This is a genomic window from Clostridiaceae bacterium (assembly GCA_012840395.1).
Classification (GTDB): Bacteria; Bacillota; Clostridia; order Acetivibrionales; family DULL01; genus DULL01.
Window position 1 is genome coordinate 1 of record DULL01000103.1, and the last position, 17271, is coordinate 17271.

At 38.1% G+C, this 17271-nt stretch carries 13 protein-coding genes and 2 pseudogenes; 8 read left to right on the forward strand and 7 right to left on the reverse strand.

Annotated features, from left to right (window positions below):
* The first annotated feature begins 225 nt into the window (after positions 1-225).
* The gene (locus tag GXX20_10935) at positions 226-771 is read left to right on the forward strand and encodes an NUDIX domain-containing protein (protein HHW32166.1); all 546 of its coding nucleotides are present in this window, start codon (positions 226-228) and stop codon (positions 769-771) included.
* A gap of 274 nt (positions 772-1045) precedes the next feature.
* Here GXX20_10935 and GXX20_10940 read toward each other — a convergent pair whose 3' ends face one another.
* Positions 1046-2092: a hypothetical protein gene (locus GXX20_10940; protein HHW32167.1), complete on the reverse strand. Its 1047-nt coding sequence runs from the start codon at positions 2090-2092 to the stop codon at positions 1046-1048.
* Between the two features lie 635 nt (positions 2093-2727).
* On the opposite strand from GXX20_10940, the pseudogene GXX20_10945 reads away from it, so the two are divergent.
* From GXX20_10945 to GXX20_10960, 4 genes and pseudogenes are all read left to right on the forward strand, one after another.
* A pseudogene (locus tag GXX20_10945) lies at positions 2728-3234 on the forward strand (flavodoxin domain-containing protein).
* Between the two features lie 382 nt (positions 3235-3616).
* The gene (locus GXX20_10950; protein HHW32168.1) at positions 3617-4606 is read left to right on the forward strand and encodes a GNAT family N-acetyltransferase; all 990 of its coding nucleotides are present in this window, start codon (positions 3617-3619) and stop codon (positions 4604-4606) included.
* Between the two features lie 89 nt (positions 4607-4695).
* On the forward strand, positions 4696-4869 hold the full coding sequence (locus tag GXX20_10955) for a hypothetical protein (protein HHW32169.1): 174 nt from the start codon (positions 4696-4698) through the stop codon (positions 4867-4869).
* Positions 4870-5222: 353 nt separating this feature from the next.
* Entirely contained in the window at positions 5223-5966 is a 744-nt protein-coding gene (locus GXX20_10960; protein HHW32170.1) for a M23 family metallopeptidase, read from the forward strand.
* Here the strand turns inward: GXX20_10960 and GXX20_10965 are convergent.
* The 5 genes and pseudogenes from GXX20_10965 to GXX20_10985 all read right to left on the reverse strand — a co-directional run bounded on the left by GXX20_10965 (position 5943) and on the right by GXX20_10985 (position 13101).
* A pseudogene (locus GXX20_10965) lies at positions 5943-6116 on the reverse strand (IS110 family transposase). The gene GXX20_10960 and the pseudogene GXX20_10965 sit on opposite strands and share 24 nt — an antisense overlap.
* Before the next feature lie 252 nt (positions 6117-6368).
* Positions 6369-7607: a hypothetical protein gene (locus GXX20_10970; GenBank protein HHW32171.1), complete on the reverse strand. Its 1239-nt coding sequence runs from the start codon at positions 7605-7607 to the stop codon at positions 6369-6371.
* Positions 7597-10995 carry a hypothetical protein gene (locus GXX20_10975; GenBank protein ID HHW32172.1) on the reverse strand — a complete coding sequence of 1133 codons (3399 nt, stop codon included), beginning with the start codon at positions 10993-10995 and terminating at the stop codon, positions 7597-7599. The genes GXX20_10970 and GXX20_10975 overlap by 11 nt, the downstream gene beginning before the upstream one ends.
* Positions 10992-11660, reverse strand: coding sequence for a DUF4194 domain-containing protein (locus GXX20_10980; protein ID HHW32173.1), 669 nt, complete (start codon positions 11658-11660; stop codon positions 10992-10994). Before GXX20_10980 ends, GXX20_10975 begins: the two co-directional genes overlap by 4 nt.
* Complete coding sequence (locus GXX20_10985) at positions 11650-13101, reverse strand: hypothetical protein (protein HHW32174.1); 1452 nt, start codon at positions 13099-13101, stop codon at positions 11650-11652. The genes GXX20_10980 and GXX20_10985 overlap by 11 nt, the downstream gene beginning before the upstream one ends.
* A 563-nt stretch (positions 13102-13664) precedes the next feature.
* Here GXX20_10985 and GXX20_10990 point away from each other — a divergent pair.
* Positions 13665-14372, forward strand: coding sequence for an alpha/beta hydrolase (locus GXX20_10990; protein HHW32175.1), 708 nt, complete (start codon positions 13665-13667; stop codon positions 14370-14372).
* A gap of 129 nt (positions 14373-14501) precedes the next feature.
* On the opposite strand, the gene GXX20_10995 is transcribed toward GXX20_10990, so the two are convergent.
* Positions 14502-15404, reverse strand: coding sequence for a LysR family transcriptional regulator (locus GXX20_10995; protein ID HHW32176.1), 903 nt, complete (start codon positions 15402-15404; stop codon positions 14502-14504).
* A gap of 112 nt (positions 15405-15516) precedes the next feature.
* Here GXX20_10995 and GXX20_11000 point away from each other — a divergent pair, with 112 nt between their 5' ends.
* Both GXX20_11000 and GXX20_11005 read left to right on the forward strand, forming a co-directional pair.
* Positions 15517-15966, forward strand: a complete 450-nt coding sequence (locus GXX20_11000; GenBank protein ID HHW32177.1) for a hypothetical protein — start codon at positions 15517-15519, stop codon at positions 15964-15966.
* A 14-nt stretch (positions 15967-15980) separates the two neighbouring features.
* Positions 15981-17246: a cation:proton antiporter gene (locus GXX20_11005; protein ID HHW32178.1), complete on the forward strand. Its 1266-nt coding sequence runs from the start codon at positions 15981-15983 to the stop codon at positions 17244-17246.
* The last annotated feature ends 25 nt before the right edge of the window (positions 17247-17271 follow it).

The window sequence follows — 17271 nt, forward strand, 5'->3', positions numbered from 1 at the left end:
AGCATCCATAATCATAACCGCGCCTATCGGAGCACTGCTTATTGACAGAACATATAAGAAACTCCTGTCAAAATAACGTAAGGTATGAAAATGGGCCCAGGACATCAATCCAAGCGGCTCGTGCCATGTGGAGTGCTTATTATTGATATCCTGTAAGATATAATATTACATATAGCCAATACATGGTCGCATATTTTACTTATAATTTGTGAAAGGATGTTTTAAATGGAGATACTGGATGTTGTTGATGAATGCGGCAATCCGACAGGAGAAACAGTCGAACGAGAAAAAGCTCATGAGGAAGGTATTATGCATAGGACATCTCATGTATGGGTTCTCAGAAAGAACCAGGATAAGGTTCAGATTCTGCTTCAGAAAAGAAGTGAGACCAAAGAATCTTTTCCGGGCTGTTATGACATTTCAAGTGCGGGGCATATTACTGCAGGAATGAATTTTGTCGAATCTGCCATAAGAGAGTTGCAAGAGGAACTTGGCATTTCAGCTTCTGATGATGAACTTCTATACTGTGGAGACAGAATTGTAATCTGGGATGATTGTTTCTGTGGGAAACCTTTTCATGACAGGCAGTTTACGCGAGTATTCATTTTGTGGCGTGATATGGACGAGGAAGAATTTTTACTTCAAAAAGAAGAGGTCGATAGTGTACTTTGGATGGATCTGGACGAGTGCATTGCAGCAGTCGAGAAGGATCAAATAAAGCACTGCATTTATCCTGGAGAGCTGAAAATGGTAAAGGATGCATGCGAATGAAAGTTAATGATACCAACCAATCTCTGGCTCTCAGAATATATTACTGCTTATAAGTGATAGGTTTATGAGTTACTAATGTATTGAAATGAATGAAACTCCCAGACATTGATCCTTCCCCTCGGCTGTTCTGCCTGAGGTGATAATGTCATTGCCTCGGCGGATAAACCCTGCAGTGGAATTGGACTGCGTTCCGGTTAAGGAGGGTTGCTCATTCGTTAAGCAGCTGATCTCTCCTTCTCACATACCATTCAGTATGCAATAGTTCAACAGGGAATCACCATTGGAAATCAACAGGTTTTTCAACCTGCGGATAATCATCATACGAGCATTCGCCTGGTATGATCCTTTCATATGTATCGGTCTCACAATTATAAACGGCAACTCCTGTCTGCCATAGGTTCATATCCTCGGCAAAATAGTAAGAAAGTAACGCCTTTTTGCTATCGGGGCTCCATTCCAGAAAATGAACCGCCGGATTGTCCCACTGATATTCACCAATTTTATAGCCGAATTCCTCGCTGTTTTCAGCAAGAAATGCGTACAAACTCTGTTTATTTGCAGAAAATGAAGACATATTAAATATCACCGTATCCGACCATGTCCGTCCGCCATTTCCAACAGCCAGCTTTTGTCCATCAGGACTCCAGTTAATATAGCCAGCGCCACCGCTGTCCCCTCCAATGCTTATAAGCTGTAAAATCATTGACAACTGATGACTTTCGAAAGAATAGATCCACAGCTTACCATCATTAAAACGGGTATTTCGATAAGGATTGAACGCGACATATTTTCCATTGGGAGAATAAACAAATTCCGGACCCGAAAAGGTCTCTGCCAGCACCTCCATAGAGAACCTGGCTGAATCCCGTACGTGTTCATCAGGGTCAGTCAATAGCGGCTGCAGGGCTGTAATGATTTCCTGCCTTCTGGGATCCGCAAAATATTCAAACGCTTTATAAGAGCAAACCCAACGAACATAGGAATTTTCATGCTGCATTCCGGCAAGATACAATGGCAGCAAATCAACATCCATAGGCAGATATTCATAATTAGCACGTGAACCACCATAATTTTCGGCAAATGTATCCCAATAGGACACTAAATATTTCTCCGGAGATTTATTTACCTTAGAAGTTTGTGGTCCTTCTGATTCGCTGACCGATTGGCTGCCAGTTGGTTGTTTTTCATCAATCGGTGCTATAACGGATGAGCCTGTGGAATCTGACGGTTCATCCATGTTTATTACGTTTTGGCTTTGGCAACCAGTCAGGTTCAAACAAAAAATCCATACTATAGCAATGACAAGCAACCTTTGTTTCATAATACATTTTCATCCTTTGTCTATATTTCAAGCTTTTTCTGTTTGCAGGACCATTCCATTTAATTATAGCAATGGAAGCAGTTGCCTGCAATACGGAGATCTGCCTGCAAAACAGTATTCAGGCACTCTTCAAAAAACATATGATGATCCACATTACTACGTCGATTTTGGAAAGGAATAGAGGTAATCTAAAACAACTGCATCCATTGAGAAAAGCAGAAAGGCTGTAGATACTATTCCTGGAATTGTTAAAATAATAATACACTATTTAATTCAACTTCTGATAATGTTTATAAAGAAATCAATAAGACAAAATTGATTCATCACATTGATGCAGATGATGATAATATGACTTTCTGTTTGGTGATGCAACTCAAGAAAAGGGATAAACTATTGGCATTTGTGTATGACAACGAGGAAATTCATCACATTCACTGACTGTTTAAACCTGAGAAACTAAGTGATATTATTAATGGTGAAACAGTTTTTAACATGCCATGAGGAAACACAGTGTTTAATGCAAGCTTTGAATCTACACATAGTTATACTTTGAAAAAAGAAAAGATGTGATAATATGGTAATATGTGGCTATTAGAAAAATAATTAATTGGTACTTACTCAAAGGAGGTTAAAGTATGGTAATAGTTTATGAATCAAAAACAGGGTTTACTAAGAGATATGCTGAAATGCTTGCTGCGAAAACAAGACTGAAGGTATTCCATGTAAAGGAAATCTCAAAAATCAATCAGGGTGAAGAAATTATTTTTCTTGGCTGAATAAAAGCCGGGAAAATACAGGGCCTTAATAGAGTGAGAAGATTTAATGTCAAAGCTGTTTGTGCCACCGGTACAGCGCGAACTGTTGAACCTAATGTCGAAACGGTTGTTGCCAGGAACAATATTGAGGGTATACCGTTTTTTTACTTGCGCGGAGGCTGTTTACCGTTGAAAAAAATAAAGGGTATGGATAAAATCATGCTGTCAATGTTTGTAAAGATGTTAAAAAGCCGCAAAGAAAAAGATGAAAGAACAGAAGAAGCAATTGATATTATTGTAAACGGATTCGACGGTGTTAGAGAGGAAAACCTTGAACCTTTGCTCGAATGGCTTAAGAACCAGCCCACATTTAGGAGCGATGAATAGATATATAGTGTTATGCGGATGAATTAACAGTTGATGAACTTGAAAAATATTCAAATTTTAAAGGGTGAGTGGACATTCATTAATGCCTTTTACATTGTTGTAACAGATTGAGGTGAATAAATTTATGGAAAGACGGTTGACGTACCGCTTGTTTACCAATGTCACAAAAATGCATTGAGCATAAGAACTCGCTATTGTCGGAGAAAATATGAATAGGGACCGTGTAACTGCTTATCTCACAGGACGTGGCATCCACAGATTATTGATACATATAAAAAGGAAAATTGCTGTAATATGGAGAATACTGCTGAGCATTAAAAACTGATTCAGAATTATAGTAGAAGTAAAGTTATTGAGTTTTAAATACTCTGGAGGTATAGGTGTGGTTGAGAGTATATTAAAAGGTGAAGTGATGCTTGCGACAGCCGATGATATTCCAAATTGGATGAAACTTGTAGATGTAGTAAAAGAAAATTTTCCTGGACTTCAGAAAGAAAGCTACCTAGTAACCCTTCGAAAGAACATAGCTCGAAAAACGGCTCTTTGCTTTAAGGAAAATGGTAATATTGTAGGGATACTGCTTTTCTCACCTAACCAAAATCGCTTGTCCTGTGTGGCAGTACATCCAGATTACCGTCGCCTTGGAATTGCTTCAAAATTGATTGAAAAGATGCTGGTATTACTGCAACCTAATAGGGAAATCACTGTAACAACTTTTCGTGAGGGTGACGAAAAAGGTGTTGCTCCAAGAAAACTGTACAAAAAATTCGGATTCGAAGAAGCAGAACTTTTGACGGAGTTTGGTTATCCTGTGCAGAGATTTGTATTACGCCCAGATAATCTGGATTGTATCCTTGGTGTTAAGCACTCTGAAGTAAAGCTTGTGCCATATAGTGAATTGTACAATTTATTATTTGCACATGAAAGTAAGAAAATTGCAGAAGCTCTTGGAGATAATGTGTTCCAGATATACCATGTAGGTAGTACAGCAATAGTAGGGGCTATTGCAAAGCCATTACTTGATATTTCAGTATGTGTCAGAGATATAAATGCAATAGATGTACATGCTATGAAGACTTTGGGGTATGAATGCATGGGCGAATATGGTATTCCCGGAAGATGTTATTTTGTAAAAAGAAAAAATGAGGATATTTCAACACATCATGTTCATTGCTTTACTGATGGAAATGAAAACCTTACTAATCAATTATTATTTCGGGAATATTTGAATACCCATCCCGAAGCAGTTCGTGAATACAATAAATTAAAGCTATCACTATTCGAAAAGTATCCAAAAGAACGGCATAAATATACCGAATGCAAAACTGATTTCATTATGAACATAGTACAGTTAGCACAAAAAGGTAGATGAAATAATGTATAGAAAGAGATTCTTGATAATGATCTTTCAACTTTTTGAAAAAACAAGTGAGCCATACTGTGTATAAGGAGAGTTGTCACATGAATTATGATTATGTTATAAACGCTCCGATTTCTGTAAAGCAGATAGCTGACCTGCGTGAAGCGGTTGGCTGGAATCGCATGGAGAGTTGTTATGAAAACAAGCTTATGACCTCTTATTTTCACATAAGTGGGGTAACATATGCAAAGTGTTTGAAAAAGCGTATATTATGAATGGGATATTACCGGAAAAAGCATGTTTTTATGCAAAAGAAGCGAGGAGACATATTATTGCCCCGGAGCATTATAAACTTTACGAGGATACTTTGGAGATATAGATAAAACATTGCGTGATAGACTATTGTCATCAGAATATGCATGATTGAGCATCTCAAGGATGGGATAAAGATACGGCCTTTAAAGCTGTAAATAAATAAATTTCAAATATTTAGCTTTTTTATTTCTACTTTATCGGATGTTGTAATGTAAGGAAGTACTTATTTATATCGTTAAAGAGAATACACAAATGGTTCTGAAAATTTATATTTTGTTGGCAGGTTGTTTTTCTTTAGTGAGGAGGAGATATATTGAGACGTTTTGTACGTTTTTGTGAAAAGGTTCAATATCTGGGCCTTCTTGGCCTGCTAAGTTTCATTTTTGACAATAAATTGCTTGGGTTACTATGGCTGTTCTGGTTATTTGGATTAATCCCCATTTTTTATAATCCCGCCGTATTTTTACAATCGCTGAAACAGTTAGGGGGGGCGATGATCATTTACTTACGATATGGCTCTGGCATCCCAAGTGCGGAGTACTACAATGGAAGTGTAAAATTTTCATTGCCCTTTCATGGGACATGGACGGTAGTTAATGGGGGAGTTGAAAAAGCGACTTCCCATTCCTGGGGAATCCTGACACAGCGGTATGCCTATGACTTTTTAATCCTTGATGAAAAAGGGCATAGCTTTTCTGGTAATCGCATGAATCCTGAGAATTACTATTGCTATGGGAAAGAGATATTAGCACCAGCGGACGGTGAAGTTATTGAAGTTAAAGATAAATATCCCGACAGCGTAATATTGGATAATGGTAAAGCGGATTGTGCTGCAAAAGATATCCGGGGTAATTATATTCTCATTCGCCACGCGGACAAGGAATACGGATTGCTGGCTCATTTGAAACATGGCAGTATTCGTGTGAAGCCGGGTGATATTGTAAAACGTGGACAGCACATTGCAGATTGTGGCAATTCCGGCAACACGTCGGAACCACACCTTCACTTTCACGTACAAGATGGCAGGAGCTTTTTTACATCTACGTTTCTTGCTTAAGCTAACCATAGCTGATGTAAAGATTACTTTTCTAAGCAACTTGGAACCTCGTTTAGACATCTTGTTTCCAGCGCCTTCAAATTGACCAGATTGTGTAACAGAGGGATCGATACCGAAGTAAGCGACCAGCTTCTCCGGCTTGGAAAACACCCTGAATCCTCAATTTCACCAACAATTATAGCCGCAGTGAGAAGTCCGATATCTGGGATGGAGCAAAATATATCGATAGTAAAGAATAAAACCGACTAGGCTTTTTAGCATCTTCTTCTAACAGCTTAAGTATTGACTCAAGTACTGCTGCATCCAGGGATGCCATCAAAGTTTTTATCGTAGCAAGAGATATTCTCTTATCTTACCAGCAATATTTATACATTACCTTTTATACATCAGCATACACAAATGTCAAATAAGAAAAGCCTCCTGTTCAAGTTTTATGTTTTTCTCAAGCATTAGTTTGATAACTTCACTAAATTCACTGTAGTATTTATTTTTCAGTAATAATTTTAGTTTTTCCGCATACTTGAGATCAAATTTTTTTCCATACTTGATCTTGCTTTCAAATGCTTCTATATCCATTAAATAAGGTCTTAAAGACGGGATAATGCTTGATTTAAGTCTCTGAAAAATCATAAAACCACCCAGATCAATATCACCCCAATGGAAGAATTCAATTCCGTATGGATGGGCTGCATCGTATAACTTTTTAAAAAACGCCCCCTTAACGGGACTATAGAAACCGCCATGAAATACGACCATCAATGTATCGTCACTGTTTTCATTGAGCAATTGAATATAATTTGCTTTGTTTTCGATAAAGAGAATTTTACGGACCCTGCCAATTCCAGTAATGACTAAATTCTTTACTGTATCGGCATTCAAGGAAACACCATATATAAACGATGAAAAATCTATCTCTTTTCCACCTAATATACCAACAATTCCACCTTTGAAATCAATCTGCTCTGGCGACTGGAGTATCCCAACCTGTGCCAGTATATCATCGTCTGACATTTCATCAGGCACTTCCTGAGCCAGGTAATATCTTTTTATAATTTCCGTGAGTCTTTTTTTGACTTTCTTTCCAAAATATTTGGAATCATTGAAGCATCGAAGGCTGAACACTCTTTCAAGGCATTGGCCGCCATTCAGATTTCTGAGATAATCCAACGCTTTTAAAACCGCCATTGCATGCTCCTCATCGGAGGGAAGCAAACCGGCTGTAGATGACTTTTCCTTTATAGCTTGTTCTGCGTCCGCCAAAAAAGACGATATCCAACTGCTCGTAGTCTTTTCTTTAAGATCCGTAATCCTCTCAAGCAATGCATCAAGAACAGCTTGTCTGGCCTTTCTTCCTGTTTCGGTGTAACAGTCTTCAACTTTTGAAACATTCAGCCATACCTTTTCAATAATATTTCCTTCTTCATACCGGGCCCATTCGAAATTGACCAGGCCCTTATCAGCAAATTCTTTAATTACGCTGTTGAAAGTTTCTCTCACCAATGGCTTTTCTATGTCATACTCAGGCATGTCGCCCCTCGTCATTTTTAGCATGATTCTTCTTCTCGAATTTTCATCTTTAAAGGATTTGCTCTTTTCATACCGATCAAGAAGCCTGTTCAGTACAAGGTTTTTATACTCCATCAAATTCCTCCTCCATAAGCTTTTTAGGTTCGAACGCCTTAATTATTGATGTGTTCTTATCCCTGATAACACAAAGCGTTCTATCTACCAAAGGAGCAATATCGCCTATCTTTTCCGGAGGCGCTGAGAGGATGCACTGGAAATCGAATTTCCTGAGGAGCCGGACGCTTTCCCGTATTCTTTCGCTGTCCATCTTGCTGAAGGCTTCATCGAACACGATGAGCCGCATGCGGTTATAAGCGGGATCATTAATTTTGTACATCTGGGCAAAAGATGCAAGTACAGAAATATAGAAGGGCGTCTGGGTTTCTCCACCTGATTTCTTCCGGAGAGTTCTGGAAAGTCTCTGGGTTTTTTCCTCCTCATCAGTGACAATGAGGTCAAAACTGAGGTAGGTTCTATAGTCGGTAAACCTCTTAATATTTTTTTCAAGTTCTACCCTTGCATCCGCATTGAGCTCGGAATCAACATCCGTTATCTGCCTGAAAAGTTCATCTATGGCATCCCGATGTTTATCCCTGAAAGCCTGCGAAGCAATATTATAGCCTTCCATCAGCATCTCTTCGGTAATCATATCATAGTACTTTTTATATTCAGGCTTGGGTGAGCAGGTAAACCTGTACCGTTCATTTCCCCATCTACTTTCCTTGAGAGCATTATTCAGTTCATTTATTTGCGACTTTACGGTATCGATATTTGCTTTGAGCTTCGCAAGGAAATCGTCCTCAAACTGTTGAAATGCCTTATCCTTGGCGTCCCCGATCTGGTTCTTGTATTCAGGAAGCCTGATATTCCTGAGCTCTTCCAACTCCTTGTCATAGGATGAATTGTTCTCCTGCTTAATATCATATGACATCGTATATTCTCTGTTATAGTCAGACCTTGCCTTTTCCAGATCATCTTTCTTTTTGACAGTCTGATTTTTAGTTCTCTCAAGTTGTGAGCTGAAATTCTGGATTATCTCCTTCGATGATTTTCTATTCTCCAATTCTCTTAAAAACCTGGGTTCTCCTTTTTCATTAACCCAGGATGTATCGTACCGGGTCAGGATCACCCTCGCTTCTGCTTCTCGTTCCCCGGCATTAGGCAGTTTTTCCTGGACGATTGTCTTCATTGCATTTTCTGATTCTGCAATAGAGCTTATACATTTCTTCTCTTCTTCTTCAAACCTGGTTATCCTGTCCTCGCATTTCCTGATTTTTTCGTCCAGGCTGAAAAGCCAAGTAAGGTCAAGTTTATCCAATTCATCAACGACTTCATTCAACTTGTTTTTCAGATCTGGCAGTTTCCTGGCCTCCTCGATTACCCTCAGGTACTGCACATACTCATTTGGATTAATAACTGTTATATTAGCTGCATTTGACAGAATGTCGCTTAAGGATTTACAAGCCTCAAGCTCCTCCTTATTCTTTTCTATAGCTATTTTCACGGTTTCCTTCTGTTCTTCCAGCGCTTTTCTTCCTATGAATGGATATTTCCACCTATCGGGATTAAGCTGTCTTGCAACATAGCCCTGGTACAGCATGCATGAATCGGTGATGGCCCTGTCATGGTTTCGCAATTCCTCGACCTTGTCACATTTGATTACTCTTCCCATAACGTAATCGATAAACATCCTGGCATAAATATTGTCTGTAACGACTTCCTCAGCAAGACTTCCTTCCTGTGCCTGAGGACTAAAACGTTCAAGTTTGCCTGCATCAATAAGGCCCCAGTCATAAAAGCCCTTGCTGAACTTCAGCCTGTCATATACCTTTAAGGCGTCAATAAAGTATTTTGGTTCCACGAGCAGGTAATATTTCTGGGTGTGCAGATATGCCTCCACTGCATTTCGCCAGCGCATATTCCGTATATCGAGAAGGTCGGCCAGGATATACACCGGGATATCCTGGCCGTACTTCCCGGCAAGTTCCTTCCTGATCTCATCACGCAATGCCATGAGTTTCGGGTCATATGATTTTATCCCTTTTTCCAGATCAGCAAGGGTTCCTTCCAGCCTTTTCATTTCCGACTCCATATCGACTTTCTTCCTGCTTGCGGAATACAACAGCAGCGCGGACGAATTTTTAAATCTGTTCAAACCTTCAATTATGCCATTGAACTTATGGGCTGACAGCGTGTCAAGGCTTTTATCATCAATATCCAGCAAGCTTACTGCATAACCCTGTGCCAATGCTGCACATTTTTCTACATCCTGTATTTCATTGATAAACGAATCCTTTATCTCACTTTCGGGGAGGTGCTGCAGGCTTGAACACCATTTTACAGCCACTCTCCATTCATGAGCATATTTCCGAAGTGTCTGAACGGTCGCATCGACCTCGCTGTTCAGCTTTTTTATCAATTGAGAAAGTTCTTCCTTCCGTGACTCCAGCTGCTCCTTCTTTGTATAGATGTCTGACCTTTGCTTGGCAGCAATAAGTTCGTCTCTTTTTTTCCTTTCATTCAGAAGCTCCACGGCAATATCAGCTTGTTTTTTGGAATAGGCGGCAATCTCCTTTTCCAGCCTTTCTATCTCTTCATTAAGAGTTTTTTTCTCATCAAGTATAATCTGCAACTTTGCCCTGTCTATCAGGTAGCTCTGTATTTGCAGTCTTTGTTTTTCATCCAGGTATGATCTGTACATATCAGCAATGCTCTGAAGCGCTGACACACGTTTTTCAAGGAGATCTGCCTCAAGTTCCATACGTTTATACTGCCTTATGTTTTCCTGCATCAGCGATATATCCACTGGATTCTTGACATCACACACATAGTCAGTGATAAACGTCTCAATATCGGTGATGGGAGTGAATGAAACAGCCTTCTTGAAAAGGTCGAAGTACTTATTTTTCAGGCCGCCTAGCTTTCCCTTCAGAATCTCCTGGTATCCTCTGTCTGAATCGGGAAAATCGAATTTTCCTTTTTTGTAGTTTTTATTTACATATGTTCTCAATTCCTTGTATGACATCGGAACATTATTGACAATAAAGTGATTTTCCGGCAGTTCGGAATCCAGGACAAAAAAACGGTGTTCATCGGAGCTATCCTCATAACATTCAAATACAATGCCCAGGGTGAAGCTTGATTTTCTTACATCGTCATAAAACTCGCAGGCAATATAACTGGTAAAACGGCCTTCTCTCAGATATCTGAAACCTGCGTCTCCGTCATCTCCAAGCTCGCCTCTCAAATACCCTTTAAGGCTCCTGGCGGATTTTTCATTGGCAGCCTTATTGAAAAAACTCCTTCCGTTCACATCTCCAAGCATAATGACCTGCAACGCATCAATCATCGTTGTTTTGCCTGATGCGTTTTTCCCGGTAAGGAAGTTGATTTTATCGAATTCTACAAGTTCGTAATTAAAGAAATGCCAGTGTATTAAAAGAAGCTTTTTCAGCAGCTTCATGCATCTTCGCCTTCCCCTCTTATGATTTCGGATACCGTTACATTATATTGGCTGTTCTCATCCTGAGTATATTCTCCGTTTTCAACAAGCTCATAAATCCTGCTTATTCTTTCATTGGATACCACAAAGAGCACAGAGGGCAGTATTAGGATTTTGGTATCCGCGTTTTCCCATGGGCCCGATATTTTATGGATCATGTTGTGGTTTGACAAAAGCCTGAGAGAATCCGAAATGTCATGATCCGAAGGTTTCTTTTTTATAAGGTTTAGGTTGATCATTTTGTGAATTATCTGTCCTGTGGTAGTTATGACCTCATTTCTTAAGGAAATGTGTTCCCGCTCTTCCTCGTATATCAGTCTGATTGTATACAGAATAAAAGTGGTGAACCGGTCCAGCTTAAGCCTGTTGTATTCATATATGCTTTCAATTGAAATTACGCCATATTGGTTATCCTTGTGCAAATCCCAGCCGGAACAGGAAAAATAACCGGAAAACAGGTCAAAATTCCGCTCAATAAACCTGTACTCCGGGCTTATCTTCATCATCTCTTCCTTGTTGTCATAATAGTCCCTTATTATGAACGTCTTTGACAGCAGCATGTTCGCAAGGCGTTTGAATTCTTCCTTTTCAGAGTTTGTAAGTTTTTCATAAGATTCAATCCACATTCGTTTTTTCTCTCCTTATAAACCTCATACGTGGTATGGTATACCCGTTGCACTGGTCATACCCGTCTTCAAATTCCACCTTGTAGAAAACGCCTTTTTCGCCTTTTTTCAAAGTTGCCAGAACGATCATGATAAATTCATCATCGTTGGCAATTCTGATTTCAGAACTGTTCAGAACATGCTTGTCCCTCATAAGCTCTTTTATAAATGCCATTATTTTTTGATAGCTGTACTGCTTTCTTGCCTTCTTCAGAAAATCTTCAAAAGCTTTATCACCGATATTTTCGTCTATTATCTCAAGGCCAAGGGGTTTTCCTTCTTTGCGCCCTGTTCTGTTAGGTTTTACATACAGTGACCTTTCATCTATGTAGCCCTGTTTGAACAGATTTACATTGTCAACCAGTATTTCCGCCCATCTTTCCTGATCTGCAGCAGCTACAGAGAGAATGCCCGCAATCTTGCCTTTTATACTCCTGTCAGTAGTCAGAAGATACCGCATTTTTTCCATTGATGCCCGGGTGTAAGCCGTCTTCTTTCTGTCAATTTCAGCAAGCATTTCGTCCAGGTCTTCATATATATCGTTTATTTCATTTATTCTACGTATGATATCATCCATAGCATCATCCATGATATTATATTTGCCGCGCTGGACGGCCTGCTCGGCCATTTTTTGCCTTATTCCGAAATCTGAAAGCCAGTCGGACAGGATTTTCATTATGGGAACCTTGTAACGGGGAACTGAGTCCATAGTTTTAAGCGGATGGTATATGCGGTCCATGATAAGTTCCTTGTATTCATCGAAATGGCCTTTCAGGATATCATTTACGGTAAAGTAATCATTGAGGGCTTGATGATATCTTCTTATATTGTTATGCAGCGTCTTCAATTCATCCACAAGCTTCAGGGTGTTTTCATGGGCTGTCAGCAAGGCGTTATACATGAAATCGTCTCTTTCTGCATCGGCTGTGCGCAGAGAGGAATAGGTGGAATAAACATATGAATTATACTCGCTCACCGAATCATCCGTAAATGAATATAAAAGGTCCAGGAGTTTTATTGTATAATCGGGAAGAGTAATAATTTCCTCAAACGAATCCATCTGATACTCAACTTCAATCCATTTTGTAGTCATGAGCCTCCTGAGAATCAAATGCGCGGTGGCAGACTGTCCCTGCCCGTTTTTTAATTCTTCCTCTGCTTCTTCAAATTCATATTTTTCTGCTTCCAAATCAAGATCCAATAATGCTTCATCAAGACCGGCAATGAGCATTGCCACAAGATCACTCTTGCTTATGATCATATGTTGCTTAAATGCCTTGCGCAGGACAAACAAAGCTTCAGCGTAAAGTGCCTTGTTCTTGGAACCCAGTATGGAAAAAAGATTAGGAGGCAATCTGTCAAAAAGCTTCATTTGTTGATTCCTTCCAAGCTTTCTTTGCATTTATTGACACAACCTTACTCATAATGATATTTAAGCATATTAGAAATTATTTTTCAACAATGCTATGTTCAGAGCTTCATGAACTGGCTGGTGAATTCATTAGATAAGTCAGTATCTTATATAAAACTTTCATTTAGATGTATAATAATGGATATCACTTATATACCTTTTAAGGTAAAAGGTCGAAACCAAGAACTAATATGAAACTTCGATATATAAAAACTAAGTTTTCTGAGTATTTAAGTTGGCATCAGTCTGAAAGAAAAAATTAAAAAGAAATCCGAAATGCTTTGATTTTTTTTCGTATCTTTACTATTATATATTGTGATTATATACTATGATAGGACATTATACAGATTACACATCGTCAAACATGCCACGAAAAAATGGATAATATCTTAGTGCAGGGTACAAGTAATATGTTAACAAGGCTGGAAAAATCATATCTATCTAATAAAAGAAATATGAGGGAATACGAAATGGAGAAAAATATGGATATTATCAGGATTTTATTAAAGATCATCATGTGGTTCTTAATAGCGGAGTTTGGATGCAATTTTATTATGCAAACAATAAGCTATTCATTTTATAAGAACGCAAAAAAGATGACAGATATTTCTTGTACTCCGCAATTCATTCAGTTTAAAGATACATTAACTGGTTATGGCAATAACCTTGATTCGAAAAATAACAGTAAGATCATATTGTTTTTTGGTGGTTCTAATTATATTGCGTACAATTCTGTTGGAAAATATTCCTCTAAATTTAATTACCCGTTTATTTCAGTAGATTATTACGGAACTCAGGATAGCAGTGGTAAATTGAATTTAAAAACGATGAAGCAATCCGCGGAAGATTTATATGAATGGGCAAGGAATCGCTATCCCGATAGTGAGATCATAGTAATTGGACATAGTTACGGAGCAGGAATCGCAACATATCTGGCAAGTGTCAGGGAATGTCATTCTTTGGTTATCGCCGCAGGATACAGAGACATTTCGGATTTATATAATAAAATTATTCCTATATTCTGGGGTCCACTAAAGGTATTTATTTCAAATAATATACGCACTTCAGAATATGCTGAAAATGTTGAATGTCCGGTTTATATTATTGGATCTGCCGGTGATAAAATTTTAAGTTCTTCTTTACAAGAAAAACTATCATGCAGTTTCAAAAACGTGAAAATAAAAATATTCGATGATATTGCTCACGAAGATTATTTTCGCTCGGATAATGTTATTAATTTTATAAACCAGGTTATAGGATAATAGTAAAGAAACTGAAAAATTCATGAACTCATTCTTGGTTTAAAAAAGAGTTATGTAAAGGGCAAGAATGCTTGCTTTGCAAGTCAGTACTCTTGCTTTTTACAAAATATAAATTCCATATATCCCGATTTATGATGCGTAGAATTTTACCACCTTATTATATTCCTTCATAATGTTCTCCAAAATATCAACATGCTTAAAATCACTGTGATATAGAATATTGATTTCTCGAATCATGCTGAGGTTTTCTATCGGTAATACAGTAATCTTCCCCTTTATTAGTTCGTCAAGACATGCGCTACGGGCAAGTATAGACACCCCTATATCACGCCTTATAAGGTCTTTAATTGTGGCAATGTTATCTACTTCCAGAATAACATTAAAATCATCAAGTGACATGTTCTTACTTTCCAGATGTGCGGCAAACAAGTTTCTTGTGCCTGATGAAGGTCTGCGAAGTATTAAAGGCTGCTTTTTTAATTCACTAATGGTCACCATACTTTTCCTGGCTAAAGGATTATTGTTGGATACCACCAACATTAAAGCATCCGTGTCAAGTAGAAGTGAATTGATACTCGGATCTCCAACTTTTCCCTCAACAACAGCTAAATCTATCTCGTAATTTTTTAGCATATTATAAAGATTATTTATAGAATCAGAAATTATTGTTATGGTAGTACCCGGATTATTGGAACTGTACCTTCCCAACACTTCTGCTACAGCATTACTTTCAGCAGTGTGAGTAATCCCAACCGTAAGCCGCCTTACATGGCGTTGTATATCCAGAATACTCTGCTTCATCCTCTCATATAAAGCAATATTTCTACGGGCATATTGAATAACGATATTTCCTTCATTTGTCGGCTTAATCTCTTTTCCGACACGGTTGAAAATTTTAACATTCAGTTCCTTCTCCAATTGCTTTATATGTTGAGTCACAGCTGGTTGTGTCAAGGAAAGATGTTCTGCCGCACGTGTAAAACTGTTAAACTCAACTACCGCTAATAAGGTATAAAGCCTAATATCAATCATCTTGTACACCCCAAACATAACAATTTTTTATAATATGTTAAAATATTATAAATTTACATTATGTGATTTATGAGTATAATGATAACAAATATTAGGAAAGGTGGCAATGATAATGAAGCAAAAACTTATATTTGTATGGCATGTTCTTATTTTTAATATCATTAAGCCACTACCTAATTCTTCAGATTACTTTAGTAATTATTTTCAGTTGTCATCAAAAAACTTGTACAATCATGATTCTTACTACAAGAGAATTGTAAAATTCGGAAAGGAACAGTCAGGATGGGTAGGAGTTATTTTAGCAAATATTGCACTTATGTTTTTCTGTTTACCAATTTGCTTTCTGGCAGATCTAGTAATTCATAGAATATATCTGCTTTCTGGAAAAATAGAAATCAATGGAATCCTTATACTGATTATGTTGGAGAAGTTTGATATGCTCCGTTTTCGAGATGATCAAAGTATTTTAAAACTCTTTTATCTTTTTAGCTGTTTACTCTCATCATCATACTGGACTTTAACATGTTTGTTTTTAGCCGCATTTGAAAATATAGTGTTGTAAAGGAGCGTTAATTAATGAGTAACTTTTTAAATCATTTAAATGATACAACTATTATTTTATTATCTTTATCAGTAATGTTGCTTGCCGGATTTTTACTTACACGAATCACAAAGTTGCTAAAGCTGCCTAATGTAACTGGCTATATTATTTCCGGTATGCTGATAGGGCCGTATGTTTTAAATTTGATTCCACGTGAAATGGTTGACAACATGGGGTTTATCAGCGACATAGCTTTAGCATTCATTGCGTTTGGTGTAGGACGATTTTTCAAGAAAGAGAATTTCCAGGAAACCGGATTTGGCGTTATTGTGATTACTTTATTTGAATCTTTATTGGCTGGAATAATAGTAACTATCTCCATCCATTACGTATTCCATTTAAATTGGGACTTCTGCCTGCTTTTAGGAGCGATTGCAACAGCGACAGCACCTGCAAGCACAATGGTTACTATCAGGCAATATCATGCACGTGGAAATTTTGTAAATACCTTGCTGCAGGTAGTAGCATTTGATGATGCAATATGTCTCCTCGCATTCAGCATAGCTTCCACCTTTGTCAACGCTAATGTGGGAGCAAATATTTCTACTTCTGAAATCATCATGCCTATAGTATATAATATTGGTGCTTTAGCAATCGGGATTGTAAGCGGAGCAATTCTAAGCAAGCTAATGACACCAAAACGGAGTGAAGATAACCGGCTGATATTAACAATATCACTTCTTCTTGGAATTGCGGGTCTATGCGCTGCGGTGAATATTTCTCCCTTGCTTTCCTGCATGCTGTTTGGAACCACCTATATCAACATGACCAAAGACAAGGAATTATATAAGCAGGTTGAAAGGTTTACCCCACCTGTTTTGTCAATATTCTTCGTCGTATCAGGAATGAATTTGGATATAACGTCGTTCAATACCCTGGGAGTAATAGGTATAGCCTATTTTATAATACGGATTGTAGGGAAATATCTCGGTGCTTATCTGGGATGCATTATAGCAAAAACCTCAAAGGAAGTAAGAAATTATTTAGGGTTGGCTTTAATTCCTCAAGCAGGGGTAGCCATTGGACTCGCTTTTTTGGGCAGAAGAATTTTAGCTGGCACTATGGGCAATATGCTTCTGACAATTATCTTATCATCTTCGGTCTTGTATGAGTTAATTGGACCTGTATGTGCAAAGATTGCCCTGCTTCGCTCCGGTGCTATAAAAATGGATAATACAACTCCTGAAGAAGGCAGAGATAAGCTAAAAACCGAAAAAGTCAGTGAAGAAATAGCGTCTTGATTACAAGTCTGTAAGCATTGATTAG